The 26,443-nt window shown below is 61.4% G+C and carries 25 protein-coding genes; 12 read left to right on the forward strand and 13 right to left on the reverse strand.

Going from position 1 to position 26,443, the window contains the following annotated elements; genetic code table 11:
* Nucleotides 1-88: 88 nt before the first annotated feature.
* Complete coding sequence (locus PKE98_RS04660) at nt 89-508, forward strand: Lrp/AsnC family transcriptional regulator (RefSeq protein ID WP_271194116.1); 420 nt, start codon at nt 89-91, stop codon at nt 506-508.
* A 22-nt stretch (nt 509-530) separates the two neighbouring features.
* Here the strand turns inward: PKE98_RS04660 and PKE98_RS04665 are convergent, their stop codons facing one another.
* Nucleotides 531-1,232 carry an HAD-IA family hydrolase gene (locus PKE98_RS04665; protein WP_271194117.1) on the reverse strand — a complete coding sequence of 234 codons (702 nt, stop codon included), beginning with the start codon at nt 1,230-1,232 and terminating at the stop codon, nt 531-533.
* A gap of 105 nt (nt 1,233-1,337) precedes the next feature.
* Between PKE98_RS04665 and sbcD the strand changes: the two genes are divergently transcribed.
* From sbcD to PKE98_RS04680, 3 genes are all read left to right on the forward strand, one after another.
* The gene (gene sbcD, locus PKE98_RS04670; RefSeq protein WP_271194118.1) at nt 1,338-2,558 is read left to right on the forward strand and encodes an exonuclease subunit SbcD; all 1,221 of its coding nucleotides are present in this window, start codon (nt 1,338-1,340) and stop codon (nt 2,556-2,558) included.
* Nucleotides 2,555-5,995, forward strand: a complete 3,441-nt coding sequence (locus PKE98_RS04675; RefSeq protein ID WP_271194119.1) for an AAA family ATPase — start codon at nt 2,555-2,557, stop codon at nt 5,993-5,995. The genes sbcD and PKE98_RS04675 overlap by 4 nt, the downstream gene beginning before the upstream one ends.
* 86 nt (nt 5,996-6,081) lie before the next feature.
* On the forward strand, nt 6,082-6,444 hold the full coding sequence (locus tag PKE98_RS04680; protein WP_271194120.1) for a GFA family protein: 363 nt from the start codon (nt 6,082-6,084) through the stop codon (nt 6,442-6,444).
* Between the two features lie 3 nt (nt 6,445-6,447).
* On the opposite strand, the gene PKE98_RS04685 is transcribed toward PKE98_RS04680, so the two are convergent.
* Both PKE98_RS04685 and PKE98_RS04690 read right to left on the reverse strand, forming a co-directional pair.
* Nucleotides 6,448-7,272, reverse strand: coding sequence for a substrate-binding periplasmic protein (locus PKE98_RS04685; RefSeq protein WP_271194121.1), 825 nt, complete (start codon nt 7,270-7,272; stop codon nt 6,448-6,450).
* Nucleotides 7,273-7,342: 70 nt separating this feature from the next.
* Nucleotides 7,343-8,275 (reverse strand): LysR family transcriptional regulator, encoded by a 933-nt coding sequence (locus PKE98_RS04690; protein ID WP_271194122.1) that lies wholly within the window; start codon nt 8,273-8,275, stop codon nt 7,343-7,345.
* 88 nt (nt 8,276-8,363) lie between these two features.
* On the opposite strand from PKE98_RS04690, the gene PKE98_RS04695 reads away from it, so the two are divergent.
* Nucleotides 8,364-8,798 carry a PACE efflux transporter gene (locus tag PKE98_RS04695; protein ID WP_271194123.1) on the forward strand — a complete coding sequence of 145 codons (435 nt, stop codon included), beginning with the start codon at nt 8,364-8,366 and terminating at the stop codon, nt 8,796-8,798.
* A 106-nt stretch (nt 8,799-8,904) separates the two neighbouring features.
* On the opposite strand, the gene PKE98_RS04700 is transcribed toward PKE98_RS04695, so the two are convergent.
* The 8 genes from PKE98_RS04700 to PKE98_RS04735 all read right to left on the reverse strand — a co-directional run bounded on the left by PKE98_RS04700 (nt 8,905) and on the right by PKE98_RS04735 (nt 17,303).
* Entirely contained in the window at nt 8,905-9,690 is a 786-nt protein-coding gene (locus PKE98_RS04700) for a protein-tyrosine phosphatase family protein (RefSeq protein ID WP_271194124.1), read from the reverse strand.
* A 130-nt stretch (nt 9,691-9,820) separates the two neighbouring features.
* A complete protein-coding gene (rlmF, locus tag PKE98_RS04705) occupies nt 9,821-10,786 on the reverse strand; it encodes a 23S rRNA (adenine(1618)-N(6))-methyltransferase RlmF (RefSeq protein ID WP_271194125.1) in 966 nt (321 codons plus the stop codon).
* On the reverse strand, nt 10,786-11,082 hold the full coding sequence (locus PKE98_RS04710) for a winged helix-turn-helix domain-containing protein (RefSeq protein ID WP_271194126.1): 297 nt from the start codon (nt 11,080-11,082) through the stop codon (nt 10,786-10,788). The genes rlmF and PKE98_RS04710 overlap by 1 nt, the downstream gene beginning before the upstream one ends.
* A gap of 12 nt (nt 11,083-11,094) precedes the next feature.
* The gene (locus PKE98_RS04715; protein WP_271194127.1) at nt 11,095-11,559 is read right to left on the reverse strand and encodes an Rv1443c family protein; all 465 of its coding nucleotides are present in this window, start codon (nt 11,557-11,559) and stop codon (nt 11,095-11,097) included.
* A gap of 57 nt (nt 11,560-11,616) precedes the next feature.
* Complete coding sequence (locus PKE98_RS04720; protein ID WP_271194128.1) at nt 11,617-14,448, reverse strand: valine--tRNA ligase; 2,832 nt, start codon at nt 14,446-14,448, stop codon at nt 11,617-11,619.
* Between the two features lie 247 nt (nt 14,449-14,695).
* Nucleotides 14,696-15,274: a DNA polymerase III subunit chi gene (locus tag PKE98_RS04725; protein WP_271194129.1), complete on the reverse strand. Its 579-nt coding sequence runs from the start codon at nt 15,272-15,274 to the stop codon at nt 14,696-14,698.
* Nucleotides 15,275-15,282: 8 nt separating this feature from the next.
* Nucleotides 15,283-15,702 (reverse strand): DNA polymerase III subunit chi, encoded by a 420-nt coding sequence (locus PKE98_RS04730; protein WP_271194130.1) that lies wholly within the window; start codon nt 15,700-15,702, stop codon nt 15,283-15,285.
* Nucleotides 15,703-15,812: 110 nt separating this feature from the next.
* On the reverse strand, nt 15,813-17,303 hold the full coding sequence (locus PKE98_RS04735) for a leucyl aminopeptidase (RefSeq protein ID WP_271194131.1): 1,491 nt from the start codon (nt 17,301-17,303) through the stop codon (nt 15,813-15,815).
* A gap of 279 nt (nt 17,304-17,582) precedes the next feature.
* Between PKE98_RS04735 and lptF the strand changes: the two genes are divergently transcribed.
* Entirely contained in the window at nt 17,583-18,704 is a 1,122-nt protein-coding gene (gene lptF, locus PKE98_RS04740; RefSeq protein WP_271194132.1) for an LPS export ABC transporter permease LptF, read from the forward strand.
* Entirely contained in the window at nt 18,697-19,758 is a 1,062-nt protein-coding gene (lptG, locus tag PKE98_RS04745) for an LPS export ABC transporter permease LptG (RefSeq protein ID WP_271194133.1), read from the forward strand. Before lptF ends, lptG begins: the two co-directional genes overlap by 8 nt.
* 122 nt (nt 19,759-19,880) lie before the next feature.
* Here lptG and PKE98_RS04750 read toward each other — a convergent pair whose 3' ends face one another.
* Together PKE98_RS04750 and PKE98_RS04755 are read right to left on the reverse strand one after the other, a co-directional pair.
* Complete coding sequence (locus tag PKE98_RS04750; RefSeq protein ID WP_271194134.1) at nt 19,881-20,378, reverse strand: RDD family protein; 498 nt, start codon at nt 20,376-20,378, stop codon at nt 19,881-19,883.
* Between the two features lie 257 nt (nt 20,379-20,635).
* Nucleotides 20,636-20,848, reverse strand: coding sequence for a cold-shock protein (locus tag PKE98_RS04755; RefSeq protein ID WP_271194135.1), 213 nt, complete (start codon nt 20,846-20,848; stop codon nt 20,636-20,638).
* Between the two features lie 331 nt (nt 20,849-21,179).
* On the opposite strand from PKE98_RS04755, the gene PKE98_RS04760 reads away from it, so the two are divergent.
* From PKE98_RS04760 to PKE98_RS04780, 5 genes are read left to right on the forward strand one after another with little or no spacing between them, the layout of a single operon-like run.
* Nucleotides 21,180-21,647: a MarR family winged helix-turn-helix transcriptional regulator gene (locus PKE98_RS04760; protein ID WP_271194136.1), complete on the forward strand. Its 468-nt coding sequence runs from the start codon at nt 21,180-21,182 to the stop codon at nt 21,645-21,647.
* A complete protein-coding gene (locus tag PKE98_RS04765; protein ID WP_271194137.1) occupies nt 21,644-23,734 on the forward strand; it encodes an FUSC family protein in 2,091 nt (696 codons plus the stop codon). Before PKE98_RS04760 ends, PKE98_RS04765 begins: the two co-directional genes overlap by 4 nt.
* Entirely contained in the window at nt 23,731-23,940 is a 210-nt protein-coding gene (locus PKE98_RS04770; RefSeq protein ID WP_271194138.1) for a DUF1656 domain-containing protein, read from the forward strand. The genes PKE98_RS04765 and PKE98_RS04770 overlap by 4 nt, the downstream gene beginning before the upstream one ends.
* The gene (locus tag PKE98_RS04775; RefSeq protein WP_271194139.1) at nt 23,937-24,830 is read left to right on the forward strand and encodes an efflux RND transporter periplasmic adaptor subunit; all 894 of its coding nucleotides are present in this window, start codon (nt 23,937-23,939) and stop codon (nt 24,828-24,830) included. Before PKE98_RS04770 ends, PKE98_RS04775 begins: the two co-directional genes overlap by 4 nt.
* Nucleotides 24,827-26,275 (forward strand): efflux transporter outer membrane subunit, encoded by a 1,449-nt coding sequence (locus PKE98_RS04780; protein WP_271194140.1) that lies wholly within the window; start codon nt 24,827-24,829, stop codon nt 26,273-26,275. The genes PKE98_RS04775 and PKE98_RS04780 overlap by 4 nt, the downstream gene beginning before the upstream one ends.
* Nucleotides 26,276-26,443: the final 168 nt, after the last annotated feature.

A 26,443-nucleotide genomic window follows, 5' to 3' on the forward strand; every position in this document is an offset into this window, starting at 1 on the left:
TGTCATTTGCGCGGATCTGGCGAACTGACGGCATTGCCCGGCAAAGTGACGGAAGTCGCCGCCAACCTGTTCGCGTGAGATTTTCCTTATGGACAAATTCGATCAGCAGATCATCGCCCTGTTGCGTACCGATGCCCGTCTGGCCGTGACGCAGATCGCCCGCGAGGTCAATCTTTCCCGCTCTGCGGTCAGCGAGCGTATTCGCCAGCTTGAGCAAGCCGGCGTGATTCAAGGCTACCGCGCCGTGATCGCCGAACCGCAAGGCGTAGCGGTGAAGTGCTATCTGGAGCTGTATTACAACGGCGGGCGCTGCGAAAACTACGTCGAGCGCATGCAGGTCTACCCGGAAATTCGCCGCATCAGCGGCATCAGCGGTGAGACCGACATGCTGGTGTATATCGAAGCGCCGTCCATGCAGCGCCTGGCCGAGGTGCGCGGTGAAATCGAAAACTTTCCCGGCATGCAGAAAGTGAAAACCCACATGGTGGTGAAGGATTGGACCATCTGAAGTTTTTCGCGCTTGCAGGGCCTTACCGCAACACGTCCTTCAGCGGCTCACGGCGCAGCCGCTCGACCAACGCGGGCAGTTCATCCATATGCCCAATCACATGCTCCACACCGAGTTGCCGCAGGGTCTCGCCATGCTCTGGCGGAATATGGCTGGCGCCGAGAAAACCGATGACACGCATGCCGGCGGTCAGTGCCGCGGTCACGCCGGTGGTGCTGTCTTCAATTACCAGGCAACGCGCTGGCGCGACGCCGTTGGTTTTCGCCGCCAGTAGATAAACGTCCGGTGCCGGTTTGGGCCGTGGCACGTGCTCGGCGCTGAAGATGCCGCTGTCGATGCGTTCGGTGAGTTCGCAGCGTTGCAGCGAGTGCACGATGCCGCTCAGGTGACTGTTGGAGGCCACGGCCAGCGGCAAGTCGATGGCCATATAGGCGGCGCGGGCACCGGCAATGGGTTGGGCATCGTCGTGAATGCGCGTGGCGGTGCTTTGGTACAGGTCGCGAATAAAGGACTCGTCCAGCTTGATGCCGAAGTGCGCTTCAACGCGGGCCAGAATGTCGCGCGCTTGCAAGCCAAAGGTGCCGTGCAGAACGAGTTCGAGTTCGTGCAGGGGGACAAGTTTGCCCAGCGCTTGGCGCACCATGCGTTCGGCGACGATTTCGCTGTCGATCAATACACCGTCGCAATCGCTGATCAACAGGTCGATGTAGCTGGCTGCGGTCATAGGGCACAAGCTCCAGGGCGCTGAAAGGGCAGCGCGTTGTTATTTGCCAAGGGCGGCGCTTTGATCCAAGGTTGGCGCCTTGAAAACCGCGAGAATAAAACCGGGATGCGCATTCTGCACAGCTCTGACTGGCACCTTGGCCAGCATTTTATGGGCAAGACCCGCCAGGCCGAACACCAGGCTTTTACCACATGGTTGATTGAGCAATGTGCAGCCCATGGGGTGGATGCGCTGATTATTGCCGGCGATATTTTCGATACCGGCGCGCCGCCCAGTTATGCCCGCGAACTGTATAACGAATTTATCGTGGCCCTGCGCGCGACCGGCACGCAGTTGGTGGTGCTGGGCGGCAACCATGATTCGGTGGCCATGCTCGGCGAAAGCAAAAGCCTGCTGGCCCACCTCAATACGCGCGTGATTCCCTCGGTCGCCAGCGATCTCAACGAGCAGGTGCTGGTGTTGCACGACCGCGCCGGCAACCCTGGCGCAGTACTGTGCGGCATTCCCTTCATTCGCCCGCGCGATGTGCTGCAAAGCCGGGCCGGGCAGAGTGCGCAGGACAAACAGTTGTCGTTGCAGGAGGCCATCCATGGCCACTACCAGCAGTTGCATGCGCTGGCCGAACAACGCCGCGATGAACTGGGCGGCGAGTTGCCGATCATTGCCACCGGGCACCTGACCACTGTAGGCGCCAGCGCCAGCGAATCGGTGCGCGAGATCTATGTCGGCGCCCTGGAGGCCTTTCCTACCAGCGCCTTTCCGCCGGCTGCTTATATCGCCCTGGGGCATATTCATCGCCCGCAGAAGGTCGGTGGTCTGGAGCATATCCGCTACTGCGGTTCGCCCATTCCCTTGAGTTTCGACGAGGCTAAACAGAGCAAGGAAGTGTTGCTGGTGGAGTTTGCCGGTCGCGAGCTCAGTACTGTCCAGGCGCTGTCGGTGCCGCGTTCCCAGGCATTGGTTTCGGTGCGCGGCAACTTGGCCGAGTTGCAAAGCGCGATTACCGAAGCGGCGCTGCAAGGCTCGGTCGAGAGTCCGGTGTGGCTGGAAGTATGCGTCAGCGCTGACGATTATCTCAGTGACCTGCAAACCCGCATTCAGGCCATGACCAAGGGCTTGCCGGTTGAGGTGTTACGCATTCGTCGCGAGCGCGGCAATGCCCAGGCCAGCCTGCAAGGCAGCGCCAAGGAAACCCTGGATGAGCTCAGTACCGACGATGTATTCGCCCAGCGCTTGGGCAGTGAAACCCTGGATGAAGCCCTGGAAAAACGCCTTCAGGGCCTGTACCGCCAGGTGGTGAGTGAGTTGCAGGAGGGCGAGGAATGAAGATTCTCAGCCTGCGCCTGAAAAACCTTAACTCGCTCAAGGGCGAGTGGAAAATCGACTTTGCCGCCGAGCCGTTCAAAGACAACGGCCTGTTCGCCATCACCGGCCCCACCGGCGCCGGCAAAACCACATTGCTGGATGCCATCTGCCTGGCGCTCTATCACCGCACGCCGCGCATGAGCACGCTGTCGGCCAGCGCCAACGAGTTGATGACCCGGCATACCGCCGATTGCCTGGCCGAAGTCGAGTTCGAGGTGAAGGGCCAGCGTTACCGTGCCTTCTGGAGCCAGCGCCGTGCGCGGGACAAAAGTGATGGGGCGTTGCAGGCGCCCAAGGTGGAACTGGCCAAGGTGGATGCCGCGACCGGCGAGGGCGACATTCTTACCGACAAGATCAACGAAAAATACCGCCTGACCGAACACCTTACCGGCCTGGATTTCGAGCGGTTCACCAAGTCGATGTTGCTGGCCCAGGGTGGCTTTGCCGCGTTCCTCGAGGCCAATGCCAACCAGCGCGCTGAGCTGCTGGAGGAGCTGACCGGCACCGATATCTATGGGCAGATTTCCCAACGGGTATTCGAGCGCACCCGCGATGTGCGCGAAGAGTTGGGGCAGTTGCGCGCCCGTGCCGAAGGCGTGGAACTGCTCAGCGATGAGCAGCGTCAGCTGCTGGAAGAAGAAGGTCGGCAGTTGGGCGTCAGTGAAACGACGTTAGTCGCCGAACAACAGGAGGTTCAGCGCCAGCGGCAGTGGCGCGAGGACCTGAGCAAAGCCCAGGCCCAACACCAGCAGGCGCAGCTTCAAGAGCAACAGGCGCAGCAGCAGATGGCCGCAGCGCAACCGCAGTTGGATCGTCTGGCCGCGTGCGCCCCGGCCCTGAAGCTGCAGCCGCTGCACGGTGCCTGGCAGCGCGCGTTGCACGGCGTTGCGCAGCGCCAGCAAGAGCTGCAAAACACCGAGCAGGCGCAGCGTCAGGCCGGTGAGCAGGTGCAACAGGCTGTTTGGCTTGCCAGCCAACTGAGCCAGCAGATTCTGGCGGCGCGGCAGGCGCAGGTCACGCAATTGGGCGAGCAGCAACAAACGTTGAGCCGGCAGTTGTCCGCGCAACCGCAGCAGCGCCTGTTGGGTGAAAAACTCGGTGCCTGGGGCGCGCAGTTCGCCGCCCTGGCTGACCTGCTTGAGGCTGTCAGTGCCCAGCAGCAGCGCCAACAAAAGACTAAGCACGCGGCGGCAAACTTGGCCGAGCAGATGCAGGCGCTTGCCGCGCAGGTGGCGGTAGCCGAACAGCAGCTGCAGCAAGCGCAAGCGGTCGAAGCCGAACAACAGCGCCAATTGCAGCAGTTGTTTGCCGGGCAGGCGGAAAACGATCTGCGCGAGCAAGCACAGCGGTTGCTCACCCATGGCCACGGGCTTGAACGCTTGCAGCAGATTGGCCAGCAGCGGCAGCAACTGGCCCAGCAGGCGGCGCAATTGACGGCCAGCCTGGCTGAGTTGATGCAACAAAAAAGCGCCAGGGAGCAGGACCTTCACACCCTGCGTAGCCACTACAAAGAAGTGCAGCAGCAGGTGCGCGACAAGGAAAAACTGCTGGAGCAGGAACAGCGCATTCAGGACCTAGAGGCATACCGCGCCCAGTTGCAGGCACAGCAACCTTGCCCCCTGTGCGGCTCGCTTGAGCACCCGGCGGTAGCGGCGTATCAGGCGCTCGACAACTCGGCCACCCAGCAGGAACTGTTGGCGAAAAAGGTCCAACTCGACGGTTTGCGTGAGCAGGGCGAAACGTTGAATAGCCAAGTGGCCGCGTTGACTGAACGGGTGCAACAACAGACCAATCAGCAGGCAGTCGTTGATCAGCAGCGTCAGCAGCAGGCGCAGCTCTGGGCCGATCAATGCCAGGCGCTGGGCGTGCAGCTCGCTGATGCGGCGGCGTTGAAAAATGAACAGGCGAGCCACGAACAACAGGTCGCCGAGTTGCAGCAGCGCCTGGCGCCGCTGGAGCAACTGAAAGCGGCCCTGGAGGCGGCCCGAGCCGCCAGCCAACAGACGCAGACTCAGCACCGTGACAGTGCTCAGCAACTGGCGCTGCTCCATAAAGACCAGCAGGCCAATCAGCAGCAGCAAGCCGAAAGCGACGCGCACCTGGCGCGCTTACAGCTTCAGCAGCAGGAACAACAGGGGCGCCTTGCCGCGGCGCTGGCCGAGTCGGGCTACACCCTGCCGGCCGATGGCGCACAGTGGTTGTTGGAACGCGAGCAGGAATGGGCGCTGTATCAGCAACGGCAACAGGACCTGCAACGCCTGCAAGACCAATGGCGTGATGCGCAGCACGGCCTGACGGCGGCCAGCGAAGCGCACGCGCTGTGGCAGCAGCGCTGGGTACAGCACGGCGAGGTGGCGTTTGCCGAGCCCGTGGCGCAAGACGATGGGCTGGCGCGTCTGGCCGCTGTCGAGCAGCAATACGCCCTCGCGTTGCAGCAGGTGAGCGCGCTGGTGGGTAAACAGCAAACCCTGAGCGAGCTTCTGCAGCAGGAGCAGCTTGAGCTGCAACATCAACAACGCACCTGGAACGAAGCGCTGGCCCAGAGCCCGTTCGCCGATGAAGGGGGTTACCTAGCCGCGTTGCTCAGCGACCAACAGCAGACCGAGCTGCACGCACTCAAGCGCCAACTGGAAAAAGCCCTGACCGAGGCGCAAGCCCTGCAGGCGGCCAGCACCCAGGCGTTGGCGCAGTTGCAGGCGGCACCGCAGACGGAACTTGGCAATGAGCAACTCGCCGAGCAGTTGCAGCAGCTCAATGAACAACTCAAACAACTCAGCCAGCGTCAGGGCGAAATACGCGCGCAGCTCGATGGCGACACTGCTCGCCGTGCCGGGCAGCAGGCCTTGTTTGCCGCCATCGGCGAAAAGGGCGCCGAGCACGATCTGTGGCAACACCTTAATGGCCTGATCGGTTCCGCCGACGGTGCCAAGTACCGAAAATTCGCCCAGGGCCTGACCCTGGATCATCTGGTGTACCTGGCCAACCAACAACTACAGCGTTTGCACGGCCGCTATCAACTGGCCCGACGCGGCAGCGGTGAACTGGAACTGGAAGTGCTCGACACCTGGCAAGGCGATACAGCGCGCGACTGCAAAACCCTGTCCGGTGGCGAAAGTTTTCTGGTGAGCCTGGCGTTGGCATTGGCGCTTTCCGACTTGGTCAGCCACAAGACCAGCATCGACTCGCTGTTCCTTGACGAAGGTTTCGGTACGCTGGACGGCGAGACGCTGGAGGTGGCGCTCGATGCCCTGGATGCATTGAATGCCAGCGGCAAGATGATCGGCGTGATCAGTCACGTGGAGGCGCTTAAAGAGCGCATTCCGGTGCAGTTGAAAGTGCACAAGAGTGTGGGCTTGGGCTATAGCGCCTTAGATAGCCGCTACGCGGTTAAACCGTAGGGTGTGCTACGCGCACCCGTGCGATTTCCCAGCAACCGCAACGGTGCGCATAGCGCAGCCTACAAGGTAAAAAAAGGAGGTCACTGATGGGCCATCGCCCCTTGCAGCAATACCAGGGTAGCTGCCACTGCGGCGCCGTGCGGTTTCAGATTGAAACGGATTTCCCCGAGCTGACGCAGTGCGACTGCTCCATCTGCCGGCGTAAAAACGCGTTAATGGTGGCGGTGCATGAAAGCCGTTTTCAGCTGTTGGCCGGCGAAGACGCGCTGACCGAGTACCAATTCAATACCCACGTTGCACGGCATTTTTTCTGCAAGGTGTGCGGCATCTATCCGTTCCACCGCAAGCGCTCGATGCCGGATCATTTCGGCATCAACGTGTTCTGTCTGGAGGATTTCGACCCGACGGGTATCCACGTGCGTCAGGCCGTGGGCAAGGGCATGACCTGACGGTTATTCGACCGCGCTCACGGAGTCGATCTGTTCCTGCGAGTAGGTGCCGCGGTAGAACCGCGCCACTGTACCGTCGCGTTTCATTTCATCGAGCACCTTTTGCCAGCGTTCGATGGTGCTGTCCGGGGTGGCCAGCGAGAAGGCGATATACAGCTCGCGGATGTCCAGCTCCAACACCCGCTTGATGGTGTGAGAGGGCAGGCCGACGGTGGCAAGAAAGGCGTTTTTCTCGATGTCGCTGGTGGCCCAGATGGCCACCCGTTTGTGCAGCAACATACTCAGGCATTGTTCTGGCAGGGTGGGCAGGGCCAGATTGGTGAAGCCTTTTTGCTGCAGCATGTCGGCGCTGCTGTCACCGTTGTAGGCGCAAATGCCGGCGGCCTCGCGGGCTTGCTCCATGTTGTTCAGCGGCTGGGCATTTTCTTCCAGAGCGTAGAGGCCGCGGGAGATCCGCTTGATTGGGCCTACCCACTTGAACAGTTTTTCCCGGTCACGGGTGCGGGCCGTTTCGAACAGGGCGACCTGCTGGTTGGTCAGCGCGTATTCGTAGCCGCGCTTCCACGGGTGCAGTTCGATTTCGGCACGCTCACCCGCTCGGCGCATCAGCTCGCGCACCATCTCGGCAGTGGGGCCGGTGACCCGACCGGAAGGCTCCTGGTATTCCCCTGGCGGCGAGTGTTCGGTGAGTACCCGCAAAACCCCCAGCGTGTTATGCGGCTCTGCGGGTGCCAGGCAGGGAAAGGCGAAGGCCAGGGTGAAAAAAACACAGGAGAGGGGATGGACTCGACGGGCGTTTACAGCCATGCGGTCGGTCTCCTTGCTCATGTATTCACCTGCGTGTGCCAGCCTTTGGAAATCGCAGGCTATCAGAACGGCGGCGCTTCGGCAGACCAATTTAACGCACTGATTTAGTGCGAGTTTTGCCAACTGACGGAACGCTGACAGCCGCCTGACGTTGCTCACGCACCAGCTCGATAAAGTGCTGTGCACCAAGCCCCAGAGGCTTGCTGTTGGACCACACCAGATCGACCCATAGCGACAGTTGGGAAATGTTGGTGAGCGCTAGCTCCACCAGCGTGCCGGCGTGCAGTTGTGGGCGTACCAGCGACTCCGGCAAATAGCCCCAACCGAGGCCCGCCTGCATCATGCGCAGGGCGGCGGTATGGCTGTCGGTGCGCCAATGGTGGTGAGCCTGGAGGAAACGGGGTTGCAGCGCTTCGGGATCACGACCGGCGACCACTATCTGGCGGTGCTCGGCCAGTTCGTCGATGCGCAGCTTGCGGCCGCCGACGATGGCGGGGTGGTGCGGGGCGATCACTGCCAGGAGGGTTTCCTGGGTGGTTTCCTGGCAACACTCACGGCTGTCGAAGTTGGGGTTTTCGAAGACCAACGCCAGTTGCACCCGACCCTCATGCAGCATGCGGATAGCATCGGCCTCCGGGGCGGCCAGCACTTGCACATCCAGCGTAGGAAAGCGTTCGGCCAACCTGGCCAGTGGTGTGGCCCAATCGGAAGCCAACAGCTCCGGGGCGATGGCCAGGCACAGGCAGCTTTCCAGGCCGGTGGACAGCGCCAGGGCCTGGGCTTCCCACAGCTCGAACTGCTGCAACATAAAACGCGCTTTGGCTTGCAACGCCAGCGCCGCCGCGGTGGGCTGCGGCTCGCGACCGCGGCGGTCAAACAGCTCCAGATTGAGGTCGGCTTCCAGGTTGGCAATGGTCATGCTGACGGCCGAGGGCACGCGGCCAATGCTGCGCGCGGCTGCTGAAAAGGAGCCCTTGTCGAGCACCGCGAGAAAAACCTGCACCGCGTCTTTGGTTAAGCTCATCTATCAGTTTTCCTGAAATAAGCTGACTTAAGGTTTCAGGCTATTAGAAATAGGGTGGCCACACATTGGCAAGTACGAGCACGCGGTGATGCAGGGCAAAAAACGCAAAGTAGTGCAGGCGGTCAGTTATGAACTGGTGGCGCTGCTCTTTATCACTCCGGCCATGGCCTGGGTGTTTGAAGGGGGTATGGTGCTGTCCGGCGCACTGGCGTTGGCGCTATGCCTGGTGGCCATGGTGTGGAATATGGTGTTCAACAGCCTGTTTGAGGCGTGGGAGAAACGCCGGCGCAATCCCAGGCGCACGCTGAGCAGACGGGTGCTGCACGCCGTTACGTTTGAGTTGGGCTTGTTGCTGATGACGGTACCGATGCTGGTGTGGGCCTTGAATATCGGCTGGTGGCAGGCGTTGGCCACTGACTTTTCGCTGATGCTGTTTTTTCTGCTGTACGCATTTGTCTTTCAGTGGGGGTTCGATCTGTTGTTCGGCGTGCCCAGTGCCACCTTGGTGAAAACCACCGCCTGATTGGCCTCGAGGCTTTGTCCCTGAGGGAGAGAGGCGGGTCGAACCAAGCACTTAAGCGTCAAGCCCCTCGCCCGCTAGCGGGCGAGGGGCTTGACTCGCAATGCGGTTAGCGAATGTCGCCAATGCTCGGCACCTTCTGCACCTCGCGCAAGTAGTAGGCGTACCACTGCAGTTCGTTGCGGCTGAAGCGGCTGAGTTCGCGCCCGGCAATGCGCTTGGCATTGGCGTAGGCATCGAGGTAAGAAATGCCCTGGTACTTCATGGCATAAGCAGCAGCCACCTCACCGGTGCGGTCCTTACCCGCCTCGCAATGGATATACAGCACCAGGGGCCGCGCGTTTGCCTGGTTGGCAAGCAACAGGCTCTGGATGTTTTCCAGCAGCACGTCGGTGCTGCTCAGGGTAGGAATTCTCTCCAGTTTTTTACGCACCTCTGCAGGGTAGTCATTGGGCGAGGTAAGGCTGCCATACACCGGATGGTTGATCACTTGGCCCAGGTGGCTGTTGACCTTCCAGAACTGCCGTTCGATGGCCAGATCGGCGGCTTCGTTCGGGTTGATGCTGTTGACCAGGCTGATATCGATCAGAAAGTACTGCTCAGGCAGCACTCCACCGGGGGCCGCTTCTTTCATTGCTGCTCGCAATTCGTTGTAGCTGAATTCGTGGCCGTTGATGGGCATGTTGCCGCGAAACAGGTAGTTGCCTGAGCCGGTGTCTGTCGCGAGCAGCGACACCAGTTTGGGCGTGAACTTGTTTTGCTCACGTGTTTCCTCAGCCTGCTGCTCGAGGATTTGCGCATAGACGAGGCGGGAGTCTTGGTGAGCAGGCGTGGTGCAACCAGCCAAAACCAGAGCAAGAGGGACAATTAGGGTAAGTAGACGCGGGGTGAACATGCTAGCTCCTGAGGGAAAAAGGCCGAAGGCCGTCAGGCAGCGATGCTCAGTCAGTCGAGGAGGGATGTATGTAGGATTGGGCTTGCGGTAGGCCGGGCCGGGCAACCAGATGTGCAGGCCAGCGGGGTGGTCAAGCCCAGCGGGCCTTGCGCCACGCGCGGCGCTGGTTTTTGTCGAGGAACGTCCAGGCCACGAAGCGACTTTGTTTTTGCCCCTGCGCCATGTCCACGACGCGGATATCGCCGGCGCCAATCTGCTGCAGGCGTTGTTGCAACAGGGCGACGTTGCTGATTTTCGACACCAGGGTGCTAAAGCAGAACACCTGCTCGGCGAAAGCGGCGCTTTCGTCGGCCATGCGGCTGATAAACGCCAGCTCGCCGCCTTCACAGTGCAGTTCGTTGCTTTGCCCGCCAAAGTTTAGCTCGGGCAATTTACGGCTGGGGTCGAGCTTGCCGAGGTTTTTCCATTTACGCTGGCTGCCACTGCGGGCCTCGTCCAGCGAGGCGTGAAACGGTGGGTTGCAGAGGGTGAAGTCGAAGCGCTCTTGGCTGCCGATCAAGCCCTGAAAAATATGCGCAGGGTCAGCCTGCTGACGCAGCTCGACGGCAGCAGCAACGGTTGGGTTGGCCTTGAGAATCGCCGCCGCCGAGGCCAGCGACTGCGGATCGATATCCGCACCGACAAACTGCCAGCCATAGTCGTGCTGGCCAATCAGCGGGTAGATGCAGTTGGCGCCAACGCCAATGTCCAGGCCGCGCACGCGAGGGCCGCGAGGAATCACGCCATCGTGGCTGGCACCCAACAGGTCGGCCAGGTAGTGCAGGTAATCGGCCCGCCCCGGCACCGGCGGGCACAAGTAAGCGGGCGGAATATCCCAGCCGCGCACGCCGTAGAACTGCTGCAGCAAGGCGCGGTTGAAGGCCTTTACCGCCGCCGGGTTGGCGAAGTCGATGCTCTCTTTGCCATACGGGTTGATGATTACAAAAGCACCCAGCTCGGGGCTGGCCTTGATCATCTGGGCAAAGTCATAGCGGCCCTGATGGCGGTTGCGCGGGTGCAGCACGGGCTTTTTTTCGGCGGGGTTCTTCGGGGACATCAGGGGTAACCCAATACGCGTTTGATCTGCGCCAGGTTCGCGCCTATCCACTGTTTGTCGATAGCGCCCCAACTGCGAATTTCATAATGGCCGGCGTTGTTGCGCTCGCCGGCTTGTTGGGCGAACTGGCAGTCGATATCCAGATCGGCCAGAGCCAGCAGGGTGTCTTGCGCGGTGCGACGCGGCATACCAGTAGCGTCCATCAGCGCAGGCACGGTGCTGGCCTGGCCGCTGTCGATCAGCCAGGCCACGTAGAGGCGGCGGTAGAAGCTGCTTTTGGTTTTGCTCACGTCCATGGCCTTGTTCCTTCAGTGCAGTTGCTTGCGGTCACGGGCGCGCAAGGCGCGGTGACGGCTGGCGAAAAACAGCTTGAGAAAACCCTCTACCAGCCAGCCGGCGAACAGCGGTTCAACGGTGAGTTGGTCAATCACGCGTGTGCCGCCGTTGGCACCGGTTTCCAGGCTACGTTCGTGGCGCCACAGGCGAGTGCCGGTCATGGGCGACTGTTCGATAAAACCGATGCCGGGGTTGAGTTGCAGCAAGGTCAGTTTCGAGACGCCCAGGGGCAGCAGCCCGAACAGCCATAGCCAACTGGTAAACAGCGGCTTGCCGGGCTGGAAGTCGAGGTCTTCCAGGTTGCGCACGCCAAAGGGAATGCTCATCCACAGCCAGGGGCGCATTTCGCGGCGCAGGCAGCGCACGTCGGTGATCCAGCGCCATACTTGCGTGCGGTCGGACTTCAACGTGGATTCAAACCGCAGGGAAATGGCCATCCGTGTGTGCGCTCTGGAAACAACTCGGCCCTGATAGTCAGGGCCGAGTAGGGGGGCTTAAAGGCTGGCGATACGGCCGCGCTGTTCGGTGAACTGGGCCACCGCCTGTTCGGCTTCGGCCAGTTTGGCGCGCTCTTTGGCGATGACATCGGCGGGGGCCTTGTCGACGAACGCGGCATTGCCGAGTTTGCCGCCAACACGGGCCACTTCCTGGGTCAGGCGTTGAATCTCCTTGTCCAGGCGCGCCAGTTCGGCGTCCTTGTCGATCAGGCCAGCCATCGGAACCAGCACCTGCATCTCGCCCACCAGCGCAGTGGCAGACATCGGCGCTTCGGCACCGGCAGCCAACACCGTGACGTTATCGAGCTTGGCCAGTTTGTTCAGCAGCGGCGCGTTGTCGGTGAGACGACGCTGGTCCTCGGCACTGGCGTTTTGCAGGAACACGTCGATGCGCTTGGCCATGGAGATATTCATCTCGCCGCGGATCTGGCGCAGGCCGAGCATCAGGGCTTTGACCCACTCGATATCGCCTTCGGCGGCAGCATCGATGCGTGCGTCGTTGGCCACCGGCCAGGCTTGCAGCATGATGGTTTCACCCGTTACGCCGGCGGCGCCTTTGATGCGCTGCCAGATTTCTTCGGTGATAAACGGCATGAACGGATGGGCCAGACGCAGGATCACTTCCAGGACGCGCACCAGGGTACGGCGGGTGCCGCGCTGGCGTTCAATGGGCGCGTTCTCGTCCCATAGCACCGGCTTGACCAGCTCCAGGTACCAGGCGCAGTACTCGTCCCAGACAAACTCGTAGAGGCTTTGCGCGGCCAGGTCAAAGCGGAAGTTGTCCAGTTGGCGGGTTACTTCGGCTTCGGTGCGTTGCAGCTGCGAGATGATCCAGCGGTCGACCGACGACAGCTCGACTTCTTCACCGTTGACGCCGGTCTCCTGGCCGTCAGTGTTCTCGATCACGAAGTTGGCGGCGTTCCACAGCTTGTTGCAGAAGTTGCGGTAGCCCTCGACGCGGCCCATGTCGAACTTGATATCGCGGCCGGTGGAGGCCAGCGAGCAGAAGGTAAAGCGCAGGGCGTCGGTGCCGTAGCTGGCGATACCTTCGGGGAATTCAGCCTTGGTCTGCTTGGCGATCTTTTCCGCCATCTTCGGCTGCATCAAACCGCTGGTGCGTTTTTCCAGGAGGGTGTCCAGGTCGATGCCGTCGACGATATCCAGCGGGTCCAGAACGTTGCCCTTGGACTTGGACATTTTCTGCCCCTGACCATCGCGCACCAGGCCGTGCACGTACACGGTCTTGAACGGAATCTGCCCGGTCAGGTGGGTGGACAGCATGATCATCCGGGCTACCCAGAAGAAGATGATGTCGAAACCGGTCACCAGCACGTCGGTGGGGTGGAAGGTTTTCAGCGCTTCGGTCTGGTTCGGCCAGCCGAGGGTGGAGAAGGTCCAGAGGCCCGAGCTGAACCAGGTGTCGAGCACGTCGTCGTCCTGGCGCAGGGCGATGTCGCCGAGGTTGTGCTTGGCGCGCACTTCGGCTTCGTCACGGCCTACATACACCTTGCCGGCTTCGTCGTACCAGGCCGGAATGCGGTGGCCCCACCAGAGCTGACGGCTGATGCACCAGTCCTGGATGTCACGCATCCAGCTGAAGTACATGTTTTCGTACTGCTTGGGCACGAACTGAATTTCGCCGCTTTCCACGACCGCGATGGCTTTTTCGGCCAGCGGCTTGGTGGAGACGTACCACTGATCGGTCAGCCACGGCTCGATGACGGTGCCGGAGCGGTCGCCCTTGGGCACTTTCAGCGCGTGGTCGTCAATTTTTTCCAGCAGGCCCTGGGCGTCGAGGTCAGCCACCATCTGCTTGCGGGCAACAAAACGGTCCATGCCGGCGTACTGCGCGGGCAGGCTGGCTTCGAAGGTGTCGTTGACGCTGCCGTCAATGTTGAACACTTGCGCGCGGCCGAGGATGGCGGCGTTTTTGTCCAGCACATTGATCAGCGGCAGATTGTGGCGTTTGCCCACTTCGTAGTCGTTGAAGTCGTGCGCCGGGGTGATTTTCACGCAGCCGGTGCCGAACTCGGGGTCGCAGTATTCGTCGGCCACGATGGGGATCAGACGGCCCACCAGTGGCAGTTTGACGAACTTGCCGATCAGCGCCTGATAGCGCTCATCGCTCGGGTGCACGGCCACTGCGCTGTCGCCCAGCAGGGTTTCCGGGCGGGTAGTGGCGACGATCAGGTAGTCCAGGCCATCGGCAGTCTTGGCGCCATCGGCCAGCGGGTAGCGCAGGTTCCACAGGAAGCCTTTCTCGTCGTGGTTTTCCACTTCGAGGTCGGAGATCGCCGTGTGCAGCTTGGTGTCCCAGTTGACCAGGCGCTTGCCGCGGTAGATCAGGCCGTCTTCATGCAGGCGAACGAAGGCTTCCTGTACGGCTTCGGACAGGTCGGGGTCCATGGTGAATTTTTCCCGGCTCCAGTCCACCGAGGAGCCGAGGCGACGGATCTGCCGGCTGATATTGCCGCCGGACTGACCTTTCCATTCCCAGACTTTTTCCAGGAATTTGTCGCGGCCCAAGTCGTGGCGGCTAAGGCCCTGGGCGCCGATCTGACGCTCCACCAGCATTTGCGTAGCGATACCGGCGTGGTCGGTACCCGGCTGCCACAGGGTGTTGCGGCCCTGCATGCGGCGGAAGCGGATCAGTGCGTCCATGATCGCGTTGTTGAAGCCGTGGCCCATGTGCAGGCTCCCGGTGACGTTCGGCGGCGGGATCATGATGGTGTAGGAGTCGCCGCTACCTTGCGGGGCGAAATAGTTCTTCGACTCCCAGGTTTCGTACCAGGAGGTTTCAATGGCGTGGGGCTGGTACGTCTTGTCCATGCGGATCGGGACCCTGTTCGGCAGCTAATCGGAAAGCCGGCAAGTATAACGGGGTTGATCGCAGGCGGGTAATGCGCGTGATACGCGGGGGAAGCGGTACTGATGGGGCCTGCTCCTTCATCCCCGCGCAGGCGGGGATCCAGAGTGATTCAGGAGAACGCGCCCGTCTGGGAATTCTGGATTCCAGCCTGCGCTGGGACGACGGAAGTTGGTGTCACTATCTCGATTTTCCCCGCGCAGTGGGCGGTCAGCTCTTGCGCGGCGGCAACAACCGGGTCAGACGTGCTTCGAGCCGACGTTTAAGCTCGGCCTCTATCTGCGGCACAAAGTCGTCGATCACGTCTTGCAGAATAAGCTGCGCGGCAGCGCGCAGTTCGCCGTCCAGGCGCAGCAGGTCGCTGGTGGTGTTGCTGCTTTCCACGCTGCGTTGCACGGTCTGCGCCAGGCCTTGCGGTGGTTGGGGCCTAGTTGCAGCAGCAGGTTGCGCGATGGCTGCCGGAGCGCTGGCAATCGTAGGCGCCTGCCCGGCCGGTGTTACGGCGGCGGGCGATGGGTCCGGGCGCGGCACGGCCGGCGGCGGGGTGTGCGCCGGGGCAGCGGTAATAGTGGGGCGCGCCTGAGCCGGCGGCGTCGGCGTTGCCGGTGCAACGATTTCCGAGAGCAGCGGAATCTGGCCCAACTCCACCGAATCGGTGAGCAGCGGCAGGTCCAGATATTGATCTGTGGTATCGATGCCGGCAGGTTCGTTGTTGCTCAGAAACTCACGGATCGACTCCAGGTCGTCGAGCAAGTGGCTGGGCTTTTGTGGCGGTTTTGGAGTGTCCATGGCTCTGGCTACAGTTCAACGCGCTTGGGGTCGTAACCCTGCTGGCGATAGGTACGAAAGTTTTCCCGCGAGCTCGCCAGTTGTTCGGGTTGCTGGTTGACGATCTCGATCACCCGGCTGAACCGCTGCACATGGGGCGACAGGCTGCTGTTGAGATTGATCAGCAAGCCCTGGCTCGCGGCAGGTTCGTCGTCCAGGCCGATCACCACCGGCGCATCGGGTGCGTCGCGGTGCAGGCTGTGGGGTACGAAGGTTTCGGCCTTGAAACGCCACAAAAGTTCGTCCACCTCGGCGCATTGCGCTTCGTCACTGGCGCGCATGAATACCGGCATGCCATGGCGCCAGGCCTTCATCGCCAATTGGCAGGCCGCGCGCAGACGCTCGGCGGGGGCGGTGGAGGAGAGCACGTAGAATTCGATGCGGGGCATGGTGATTTCGTTGTAGTCGTGAAAATCGTATCCCCGAAGTAGCGGCTTCAGCTTCGATGCGTTCAAGAGCATCGCGGCTGAAGCCGCTCCTACAGGGTTTGCGTCGGGTATTAAACCTTAGCGCGGTCCAGCAGGTATTGGGTCAGCAACGGCACCGGGCGACCGGTGGCGCCTTTGTCCTTGCCGCCACTGACCCATGCCGTGCCGGCGATATCCAGGTGCGCCCAGCTGAATTGCTTGGCAAAGCGCGACAGGAAGCAGGCCGCCGTAATGGTGCCGGCCTTCGGCCCGCCAATGTTGGCGATATCGGCGAAGGGGCTGTCGAGTTGCTCTTGGTATTCGTCGAACAACGGCAGTTGCCAGGCGCGGTCGTCGGCGGTCTGGCCGGCGGCGAGCAGTTGTTGCAGCAGCTCGTCGTTGTTGCCCAAAAGGCCCGAAGTGTGGCTGCCCAGGGCGACGATGCAGGCGCCGGTCAGGGTAGCGATATCGATCACGGCCTGTGGCTTGAAGCGTTCGGTGTAGGTCAGGGCATCGCACAGCACCAGGCGGCCTTCGGCGTCAGTGTTGAGGATTTCGACGGTCTGGCCGCTCATGGTGGTGACGATGTCGCCCGGGCGCGTGGCGCTGCCGCTGGGCATGTTCTCGGCACAGGCCATCACGCCCACCAGGTTGATGGGCAACTGCATTTCCAGCACGGCTTTGAATGTGCCGAACACACTGGCGGCGCCGCCCATGTCGTACTTCATTTCGTCCATGCCGGCGGCCGGCTTGATGCTGATGCCACCGGTGTCGAAGGTGATGCCTTTACCGACCAGGGCAAACGGCTTGTCGCCTTTCTTGCCGCCGTTGTATTGCAGCACGATCAGGCGCGGTGGTTGCACGCTGCCCTGGGCTACGGCGAGAAACGAACCCATGCCCAGCTCTTTGAGTTTCTTCTCATCGAGTACTTCAACCTTCAGCGACTTGTACGCCTTGCCCAGTGCCTTGGCCTGTTCGCCCAGGTAAGTGGGGTGGCAGATATTCGGCGGCAGGTTGCCCAGGTCGCGGGTGAAGGCCATGCCGGCGGCAATCGCCTGGGCCTGTTGGCTGGCGCGTTCAACGTCGGCGAGGCTGGTTTTCTCGGTCAGCAGGGTGATTTTGCTGAGGGCGCGGGCCGGGGTTTTCTGGCTCTTGAACTGCTCGAAGCTGTACTGGTTGTCGGCCAGGGTTTCGACCAGCAGGCGGGTTTTGCTGTAGGCGTCGCGGCCCTTTACTTGCAGGTCGTCAAGGGCCAGCACAGCGTCTTTGCCGCCCAGGCTCTTCAATACGCCCTGAACGGCGGTGATCAATTTGCGCAGTTGGCGGTCAGAGAGCTCGGTCTCTTTACCGCTGCCCACCAGCAGCACGCGTTCGGCTTTGAGGTTGGGCAGGCTTTGCAGCAGCAAGGTTTGGCCGACCTTGCCGGCCAGATCGCCGCGTTTGAGTACGGTGCTGATCGCGCCATTGCTGGCGACGTCGAGAATCTGCGCGGCGGCGCCGAGGCTGCGGCCTTCGCCGACGGCGACTACCAGGGTGGCGGTTTTCAGTGCGTCTGGACGTGCGTTCTTAACAACAAATTCCATGGCGAGGAGTCCCCAAGACAACCGGTAGGTATTACAGGATAATGCCGCGTTCTATCGGTGTGAAAACCGCGCGGCGAGATAAAACCTTTGAAAAACGGGCTCGGACTGCGCAGCTGGCTCTAGTAAACTCCGCGTCCTTGTCGTTGTTCGGCAGGCGTGAACCGCGTTGGTTTCGTTGCCACACCTGCAAATTTTTGGTCGCTGGCCTTTACTGGGCTGGCAACAGGTCGGCTAGTTTGAGCTTAGCCGCCTGAGCCTGACAACCCTGGAGTGTCTGGTTTGATTGTCTTCCGTTATCTGTCCCGTGAAGTGCTGTTGACCCTCAGCGCGGTAAGTGCCGTGCTGCTGGTGATCATCATGAGCGGTCGTTTTATCAAGTACCTGGCTCAGGCAGCTTCTGGCGCACTCGACCCGAGTGTGTTGTTTCTGATCATGGGCTTTCGGATGCCGGGCTTTCTCGAGCTGATTCTGCCGCTGGGCTTGTTCCTCGGCATTTTGCTGGCGTACGGGCGTCTGTACCTGGACAGCGAAATGACCGTGCTGGCCGCCACCGGCATGAGCCAGCAACGCCTTTTGGCCTACTCCCTGGCACCTGCCACGCTGGTGGCTGTGCTGGTGGCCTGGCTGAGCCTGGGCCTGGCGCCGCAAGGCGTTGCGCAGGTAGCCAAGATTCTCAATGAGCAAGATGCCCTGACCGAGTTCGATACCCTGGTGCCCGGGCGCTTTCAGGCCATGCGCAGCGGCACGCGGGTGACCTACACCCAGGAAATGTCGGATGACCGCAGCCAACTGGGCGGCATCTTTATCTCGGAAAAACGCCTGTCCAAAGCCGGTGACAAGGAGCGCGGCATTACCGTGCTGGTGGCCGACAAGGGCCGCCAGGAAATCCAGCCAGATGGCAGCCGTTACCTGATTCTGGAAAATGGCTACCGCTATGACGGCAACCCCGGCGCCGCCGATTACCGTGCCATCAAGTACGACACCTATGGTGTGTTGTTGGTGAAGCCGGAAGTCAGTAGCGATATCAGCGAGCGTGAAGCGCTGCCTACCCGCGAGCTGATCGGCAGCGACGAGCCGCGCAAGCAGGCCGAACTGCAATGGCGGATTTCGATTCCCCTGCTGGTGTTTGTGGTTACGTTGCTGGCGGTGCCCTTGTCGCGTGTTAACCCTCGCCAGGGCCGCTTCCTCAAGCTGCTGCCGGCAATTCTTCTTTATATGGCCTACCTGTCGTTGCTGATCGCCGCTCGCGGCGCTCTGGACAAGGGCAAGATCCCCATGAGCGTCGGCTTGTGGTGGGTACATGGGCTGTTCTTGCTGATTGGTCTGATGCTGCAATTCTGGGAGCCGTTGCGCCTGAAGTTGGCGGGTCGCCGCATGGCGCGGGAGTTGGCGCATGGTTAAGTTGGATCGCTACATCGGCATCAATGTGTTCTTCGCCATCTTGTCGGTGCTGGGCATCATCGTGGGCCTGGCGTTGTTGTTTGCCTTCATTGACGAACTGAGCGACGTGCAGGGCAGCTACGGCCTGGGCGACGCAGCCTGGTACATCTTCCTCACCACGCCGCGGCGTGTGTACGACATGCTGCCGATGGCGGCGCTGATCGGCTGTCTGATTGGCCTGGGCAGTCTGGCCAGCAACAGCGAACTGACCATCATGCGTGCCGCTGGCGTTTCGGTGGGTCGCATTGTGTGGGCGGTGATGAAGCCCATGCTGGTGTTGATGGTGGCCGGCATTCTTATTGGCGAATACCTGGCCCCCTGGAGCGAGAACATCGGCCAGGCCAGTCGCTCCATGGCTCAGGGCGGGGGCGAAGCGCAGAGTTCCAAGCGCGGTGTCTGGCACCGCCAGGGTGATGAATTTGTGCATATCAATGCCGTGCAACCGGGCGGCGTGCTGTACGGCGTAACGCGCTACAAATTCGACGCGGAGCGTCACCTGCAATCATCAAGCTTTGCCAAAAAAGCCCACTACCAGACCGATCACTGGCAACTGGAAGACGTTGCCACCACGCTGTTCCACGAGCGCAACACCGAAGTGGTGCAGACGCCGAGCGAACGCTGGGACGTGCAGCTCACCCCGGAATTGCTGGGTACCGTAGTGCTGGAGCCCGAGTCCCTGTCGGTCACCGGGCTGTGGCGTTATATCCACTACCTCGCCGATCAAGGCCTGGCCAATGGCAAATACTGGTTGGCGTTCTGGACCAAAGTGCTGCAGCCGGTGGTGACTGCTGCCTTGGTGCTGATGGCCATCTCGTTCATTTTCGGGCCGCTGCGATCGGTAACCCTCGGCCAGCGGGTGTTTACCGGCGTGCTGGTGGGGTTTGTGTTCCGGATTGCTCAGGACTTGCTCGGACCTTCGAGCCTGGTGTTTGGCTTTCCGCCGTTGCTGGCGGTGCTGATACCGAGCCTGATCTGCGCCATTGCCGGGTTCTGGATGTTGCGGCGCGCCGGTTGATTCGCAACGCATAAAAAAGCCCCGCCACGTGCGGGGCTTTTTTATGCCTGCCTGTTTTGTAGAAGCGAGCTTGCGCACAAAAATGAAGGGGTTCTTTCCAGGGTTCGCGAGCAAGCTCGCTCCTACGGGGCTTTTTTCTTCTTCGGAATATGCACCAGGCGGCTGTCGGAATAGATGTCCTGCCAATTGCGCTTTTGCTTGTCCCAGAGCATCCAGAAGAAACCCAGGCCCAGGCTCAGCCACGAGGCAATCGATACCATAAACCGCAGCAGCGCCTGCCACAGACTGATGGCACTGCCATCGGCGTTTTGCACGCGCACGCCCCATACCTGCATGCCCAGAGTCTGGCCAGAGTGGGTCCAGAACTTGGCGAAGAAGGCAAAAATGGTGAACAGCACAACGGTGGAGAGCACCGGATCAACATCCAGTGCTTTGTTGTTGGCCAACTCCAGCAAACGCTCGCTGCCGAAAATCAGGCGCAGCACGACCTGTTGGTACAAAAGGCCCGTGACGATGGCGATGGCCACGCACAACAGAAAGTCATAGAACATCGCGGCAAGGCGGCGGAGCAGGCCGGCCGGGAGAAAGTCGCCCTGAGGCTGAAGCAGACGTTTGGACATGCGGAGCTCGCGGTGGGTGAAAAGCGCGAGGCACTTTACTGCAAAAGCAGCCCGGAGAAAAAACTGCACGTGCCAGGGCGAATATTGCCGCGGCGATATCCGCCTTCGTAATTGGTGTGAGGGCCCCGGCGGATATCCGCTGGGCGGATATTCGCCCTACGTTCAGGAACATTCAAAAACCAGATTCAAGGCAGCGCCGCCGAACGCCAGAAACAAAAAACCCCGCACTGAGCGGGGCTTTTTGTTGAGCATTCGGATTAAGCGATTACTTGAACTTGATCCGCTTGCAGGCCTTTTTGACCCTGTACCGAAACGAAGCTGACTTTCTGGCCTTCTTTCAGGCTCTTGAAGCCGTCGCCTTCGATTGCGCGGAAGTGTACGAACAGATCCGGACCGCTTTCTGGAGTGATAAAACCAAAACCTTTCTCGTCGTTAAACCACTTGACGGTACCGTTCTGACGATTCGACATATCTTATTTCCTTGGAGCTTTTAGTTAATGACAGCCTCGATACGAGGGCTGGACTGGTTGTCGGATTTGCTCGCGATTCATTCGCAAGCCCGGCAACACAGTGGGCGAAAAGATAGATAACTTCCAGGCGAAAAACAACCCCGAAAACAGGCTGCATAGCGCCTGATTCCGGCGCTTTCAGGGCTTTTTGGCATAGCGCTAAAACCTTCCGGAATACCTGCAACTTCCTCCCTGAAATAATCCTGTAAAGCCTCCATGCGGTAATTGACGAGCGGAAATTTCCGAGAATACAATTAGCTTGCTAACTAATTAAATTCTCGCGTTCCCCTCAATGACCCTCGAAGCGCTTCAGCTCAATATCAGCAGCGGCATGGTGACGGCGTCCCGCCATTGGCGACGCATTTGCCAGACCACGCTGGCCAACTACGGCATTTCCGAAGCCTGCGCAGTGCCACTGCTGATGATCGTGCGCCTGGGCGATGGCGTGCGGCAGGTGGCGGTGGCGCAGGCTGCCGGGTTGGAAAGCCCGTCGCTGGTACGTTTGCTCGACCAGCTGTGCCGCGCCGGTTTTGTCTGCCGCAGCGAAGACCCCGACGACCGCCGCGCCAAAGCGCTGAGCCTGACCCCGCGTGGTCGCGAGCTGGCCGAAGCCATCGAAAGCGAGCTGGTGCGCCTGCGCCGTGAAGTGCTGCAGGACATTTCTCCGGCTGACCTCGAAGCCGCACTGCGCGTTGTACGTGCGTTCGAGGAGGCCGGGCGCCACAGCCAGAGTGAGCAAAGCAGCGGAGCGTCGTCATGACGGGTTTTTTCGCCGGTATGCCGCCGGCCCGCGACTGGTTCTACGGCGTGCGCACCTTTGGTGCCTCTATGCTGGCGCTGTATATCGCCATGATCATGCAGATGCCGCGTCCGTATTGGGCGATGGCGACGGTGTATATCGTCTCCAGCCCCTTTGTTGGCCCCACCAGTTCCAAGGCGCTGTACCGTGCGGTCGGCACTTTTGTGGGGGCGGCGGCGGCGGTGCTGTTTGTGCCGATGTTTGTGCAAACGCCCTTGCTGCTGGCCATCGTTGTGGCGCTGTGGACCGGCACCTTACTCTTTCTGTCGCTGAACCTGCGCACCGCCAATAGCTACGCGCTGATGCTCTCGGGCTACACCCTGCCGCTGATTGCCTTGCCGGTTGTGGATAACCCAGGCGCGGTGTTCGATATCGCCTCGTCGCGTACCCAGGAGATTTTCCTCGGCATCGTTTGCGCCGCCGTCGTCGGCGCCGTGTTCTGGCCGCGCCGTCTGGCGCCGGTGTTGATGGATGCCGCTGGTGCCTGGTTTGCCGACGCCACGCGCTACAGCCAGCATTTTCTCAGCCGCGGCTCGGCACCTGCCGAAGTCGGTAGCCTGCGCGCCGCCATGGTCGCCAGCTTCAACACCCTGGAGTTGATGATTGGCCAATTGCCCCACGAAGGCGCCCGGCCGCAGACCGTGCGCAACGCCAAGGAGCTGCGGGGGCGGATGATTCATCTGCTGCCGGTCATCGATGGCCTCGACGATGCCCTGATTGCCATCGAACGCCGCTCGCCGGATCTGGTTTCCCTGTTGGCGCCGCTTCTGAAGCAGGCCCAACAGTGGCTGCTAAGCACTGCCGCCGACGCAGCGCCTGCGCGTTGGCAAGCGCTGCGTGAGCAACTCGATGCGCTGCAACCAGCTGCCGAGGCACTTGATGAGCGCCGCCAGCTGCTGCTTTCCAACGCGCTCTATCGCCTGGGTGAATGGGTCGATTTGTGGCAAGACTGCCGCAGCCTGCAACACGCGATTCTGCTGGACGATCAGACCCCCTGGCGAGCGGTGTATCGCCATTGGCGACTGGGCCGTCTCACGCCGTTTTTCGACCGCGGCCTGATGCTGTATTCGGTGTTCTCCACCATCAGCGCGATCATCGTCGCCTCGCTGTTGTGGATGGGCCTGGGCTGGACCGATGGCGGCAGCGCGGTAATTCTCGCCGCCGTAGCCTGCAGCTTTTTTGCCGCTATGGACGACCCGGCGCCACAGATCTATCGCTTCTTTTTCTGGACCGCCTTGTCGGCCTTGTTCGCCAGCCTCTACCTGTTTCTGATTCTGCCCAACCTGCACGACTTCCCGATGCTGGTGCTGGCCTTTGCCGTGCCCTTTATTTGCATCGGCACGCTCACCGTGCAGCCGCGTTTTTACCTGGGCATGCTGCTGACGCTGGTGAACACCTCGTCCTTTATCAGCATTCAGGGCACCTACGACGCTAACTTCATGACCTTTATCAACAGCAACCTGGCCGGCCCGGTGGGCTTGCTGTTTGCCTTTGTCTGGACCCTGGTGATGCGCCCGTTCGGCGTGGAAGTAGCGGCCCGGCGCATGACGCGTTTCAGCTGGCGCGACATCGTCGCCCTCACGCAGCCGGCAACCCTGGCCGAACACCGGCGCATGGGCGTGCGCATGCTCGACCGCTTGATGCAGCACCTGCCGCGCTTGACCCAGACCGGCCAGGACACCGGCGGCGCACTGCGCGATTTGCGCGTGGCGCTCTGCCTGCTGGACGTACTGGCCTACCTGCCGCGCCTGCCGGTCGGCGCACAAACCCACCTGCAAAACGTGGTGGCCGAGGTGGGCGAATATTTTCGCGCCTGCCTGAAAGCCGGCGAACGCCTGCCCGCGCCCAAGGGGCTGTTGATGACCATGGACCGCGCCCGCCGCGCGATCAATTTTTCCGCCTGCAGCGAGGCCGAAGATGCACGGGTCAATAGCCTGCTGGCCTTGAGCGGGCTACGCCTGGCCTTGTTGCCCGGCGCTGAAGTGCTGGTCGAACCCGGTGAGGCGAATGAACAACTGCCCTACGGCATTGATGGAGCATCCCTGTGATCGGTGATCTGGATATCAGCGGGGTATTTCTGCCCACGCTGCTGGTGATGATGGCCTTCACCTATGTGCTGTACCTGCTGGTGCACGGCATTTTGAACCGTGCCCACTTCTATCGCCTGGTCTGGCACCGGGCCCTGTTTAACGTTGGTCTCTACGCCGTGCTGCTCGGTGCGGTGGATGCTATTTGCCGAAGCCTGATGCTATGAAAAAACCTATGTTGACCTTGGGCCGTGTGGTCCTGACGTTGTTGATGGTGACCCTGGCTACCGTGGTGGTGTGGCGCATGGTGATGTACTACATGTTTGCGCCCTGGACCCGCGACGGCCATATCCGCGCCGACATCATCCAGATTGCCCCGGATGTGTCCGGGCTGATTCAGAAGGTCGAGGTGCATGACAACCAGCCGGTCAAACGCGGCGATGTGCTGTTCACCATCGACCAGGACCGCTTCACCCTGGCCTTGCGTCAGGCCGAAGCGGCTGCGGCTGAGCAGAAAGAAACCTTGGCCCAGGCGCAGCGCGAAGCCAAACGTAACCGTGGCTTGGGCAATCTGGTTGCTCGCGAGCAGTTGGAAGAAAGCCAGTCGCGCGAAAGCCGTGCCCAGTCGGCGGTAGCCGCTGCGCAGGTGGCGGTGGACGCCGCCAAGCTCAACCTGGAGCGCTCGGTGATTCGCAGCCCGGTGGACGGTTACCTCAACGACCGTGCCCCGCGTGCCCATGAGTTCGTGACGGCGGGGCGGCCGGTGTTGTCGGTAGTAGACGGCGAGTCGTTCCATATCGACGGCTATTTCGAAGAAACCAAACTCCAGCACATCCACATTGGCCAGGCTGTGGATATCCGCGTGCTGGGTGACAACACCCGCTTGCGCGGTCATGTGCAGAGCATCGTTGCCGCCGTGGAAGACCGCGACCGCACCAGTGGCAGCAATATGCTGCCCACCGTGAACCCGGCCTTTAGCTGGGTGCAATTGGCCCAGCGCATTCCCGTGCGTATCGCCTTCGATGAGGTCCCGGCAGACTTCCGCATGATTGCCGGGCGAACCGCCACGGTGTCGATCATCGAAGACAGCCAGCCGAAGGCGGAGACCGCGCAATGAGCCGCCAGGTAGCGCGCGGTTTACTAACGGCGGCCGGCTTCGGTCTGGTGTTGTCGGCATGCCAGGCCGTTGGCCCGGATTATCAATTGCCCCAGAACGCCGCCGTGCAGCGCGCCGACTTGCAAGGGCAACTGGCGAGCGGCAATAGCGACGTGGTGTCGGCACCGGTGCCGGCAGATTGGTGGAAACTCTACCAGGACCCGCGTCTGGATCTGCTCGTGCAGCAGGCCATGGCGTCCAATACCGACCTGCGCGTGGCCGCGGCCAACCTGGCCCGTGCCCGCACCCAAGTGGAAGAGGCGCAAGCCGAAGGCGGTTTTAGTGGCAGCGCCAGGTTCGGCGCCGAGCGCTTGCAAGAGTCTGGCGAAGCGTTTCTGCTGGAAGAGAAAGTGCCGGTGGCCAATATCGGCAGTGGCTCGATCAGCACTTCCTACCAGTTCGACTTGTGGGGCACCTTGCAGCGCGGCATCGAGTCGGCGCAGGCCAATGCCGACGCCGCTCAAGCAGCAGCGGATACCGCCCGAATCACCCTGGTGGCTGAAGTGGTGCGCGCCTACACGCAAGTGTGCGCCGCCAACGAAGAACGCGAGATCGCCCAGCAGTCGCTGGACCTGCAGGAAGAAGGCGTAACCCTGGTGCAGCGCCTGCGCGATGCCGGGCGCGGTGATGAAACCCAGGTGACACGCACGCAAACGCAGTTCAAATCCCTGCGCGCTGAAATGCCCCGCTACGACGCGGCGCAACAGGCAGGCCTGTTCACCTTGTCCATGCTGCTGGCCAAGCCGGTGAACCAATTGCCGGCCGGTGTCAGCGACTGCGCCGAGCTGCCGCATATCGCGCAACTATTGCCGGTGGGCGATGGTGCCGAGTTGCTGAAACGGCGTCCGGATATCCGTCAGGCTGAGCGCAGCCTGGCCGCCGCCACGGCCAAAATTGGCGTGGCGACCGGGCAGCTGTATCCCAACATCAGCATCGGTGCGACCGTTGGAACCGTGGGCATTCTCGACCACCTCGGCGAGCCGGCGACCAACCGCTGGGGCTTTGGTCCGTTGATCAGCTGGACCATTCCCACCAACGGCGCGCGGGCCCGCATTCGTGAAGCCGAGGCGGGCACGCAAGCGGCGTTGGCGCATTTCGATGGCGTGGTGCTTAACGCCGTCCGGGAAACCCAGACCGGGCTGGTGCAATACAGCGCCTTGCTCGACCGCCGCGATGCCCTGGCTGATGCCGAGCACTCGGCGCAGCAGGCGGCCAATCAGACCCATCAGTTCTTCCAGGCCGGGCGTGCGTCGTTCCTGGCGGATTTGCAGGCCACCAAAACCTACACCGATATGCGCGCGCAGTTGGCCGCGGCCAATACCCAGGTGGCCATGCAGCAGATCAATCTGTTTCTGGCGTTGGGTGGGGGATGGGAGAAAGCGCCCGCGGCGCCGATTGGACAGTAGGATTCGCGACCGGCGTTTTTTGCCGTATCAATCCGACGTGAACTGCCGCCGTTGTCGGGGTGCTCCCAGGCAGCGGTTTACAGACTGCCCCCTCACTTACTTTTAGCTTTTGGTTATGAGAGCGCGACAGGTGCTCTCTATAACCACGCTGCTTTTTGGCGTGAACGC

The organism is Pseudomonas turukhanskensis (assembly GCF_027922365.1).
GTDB lineage: Bacteria > Pseudomonadota > Gammaproteobacteria > Pseudomonadales > Pseudomonadaceae > Aquipseudomonas > Aquipseudomonas turukhanskensis.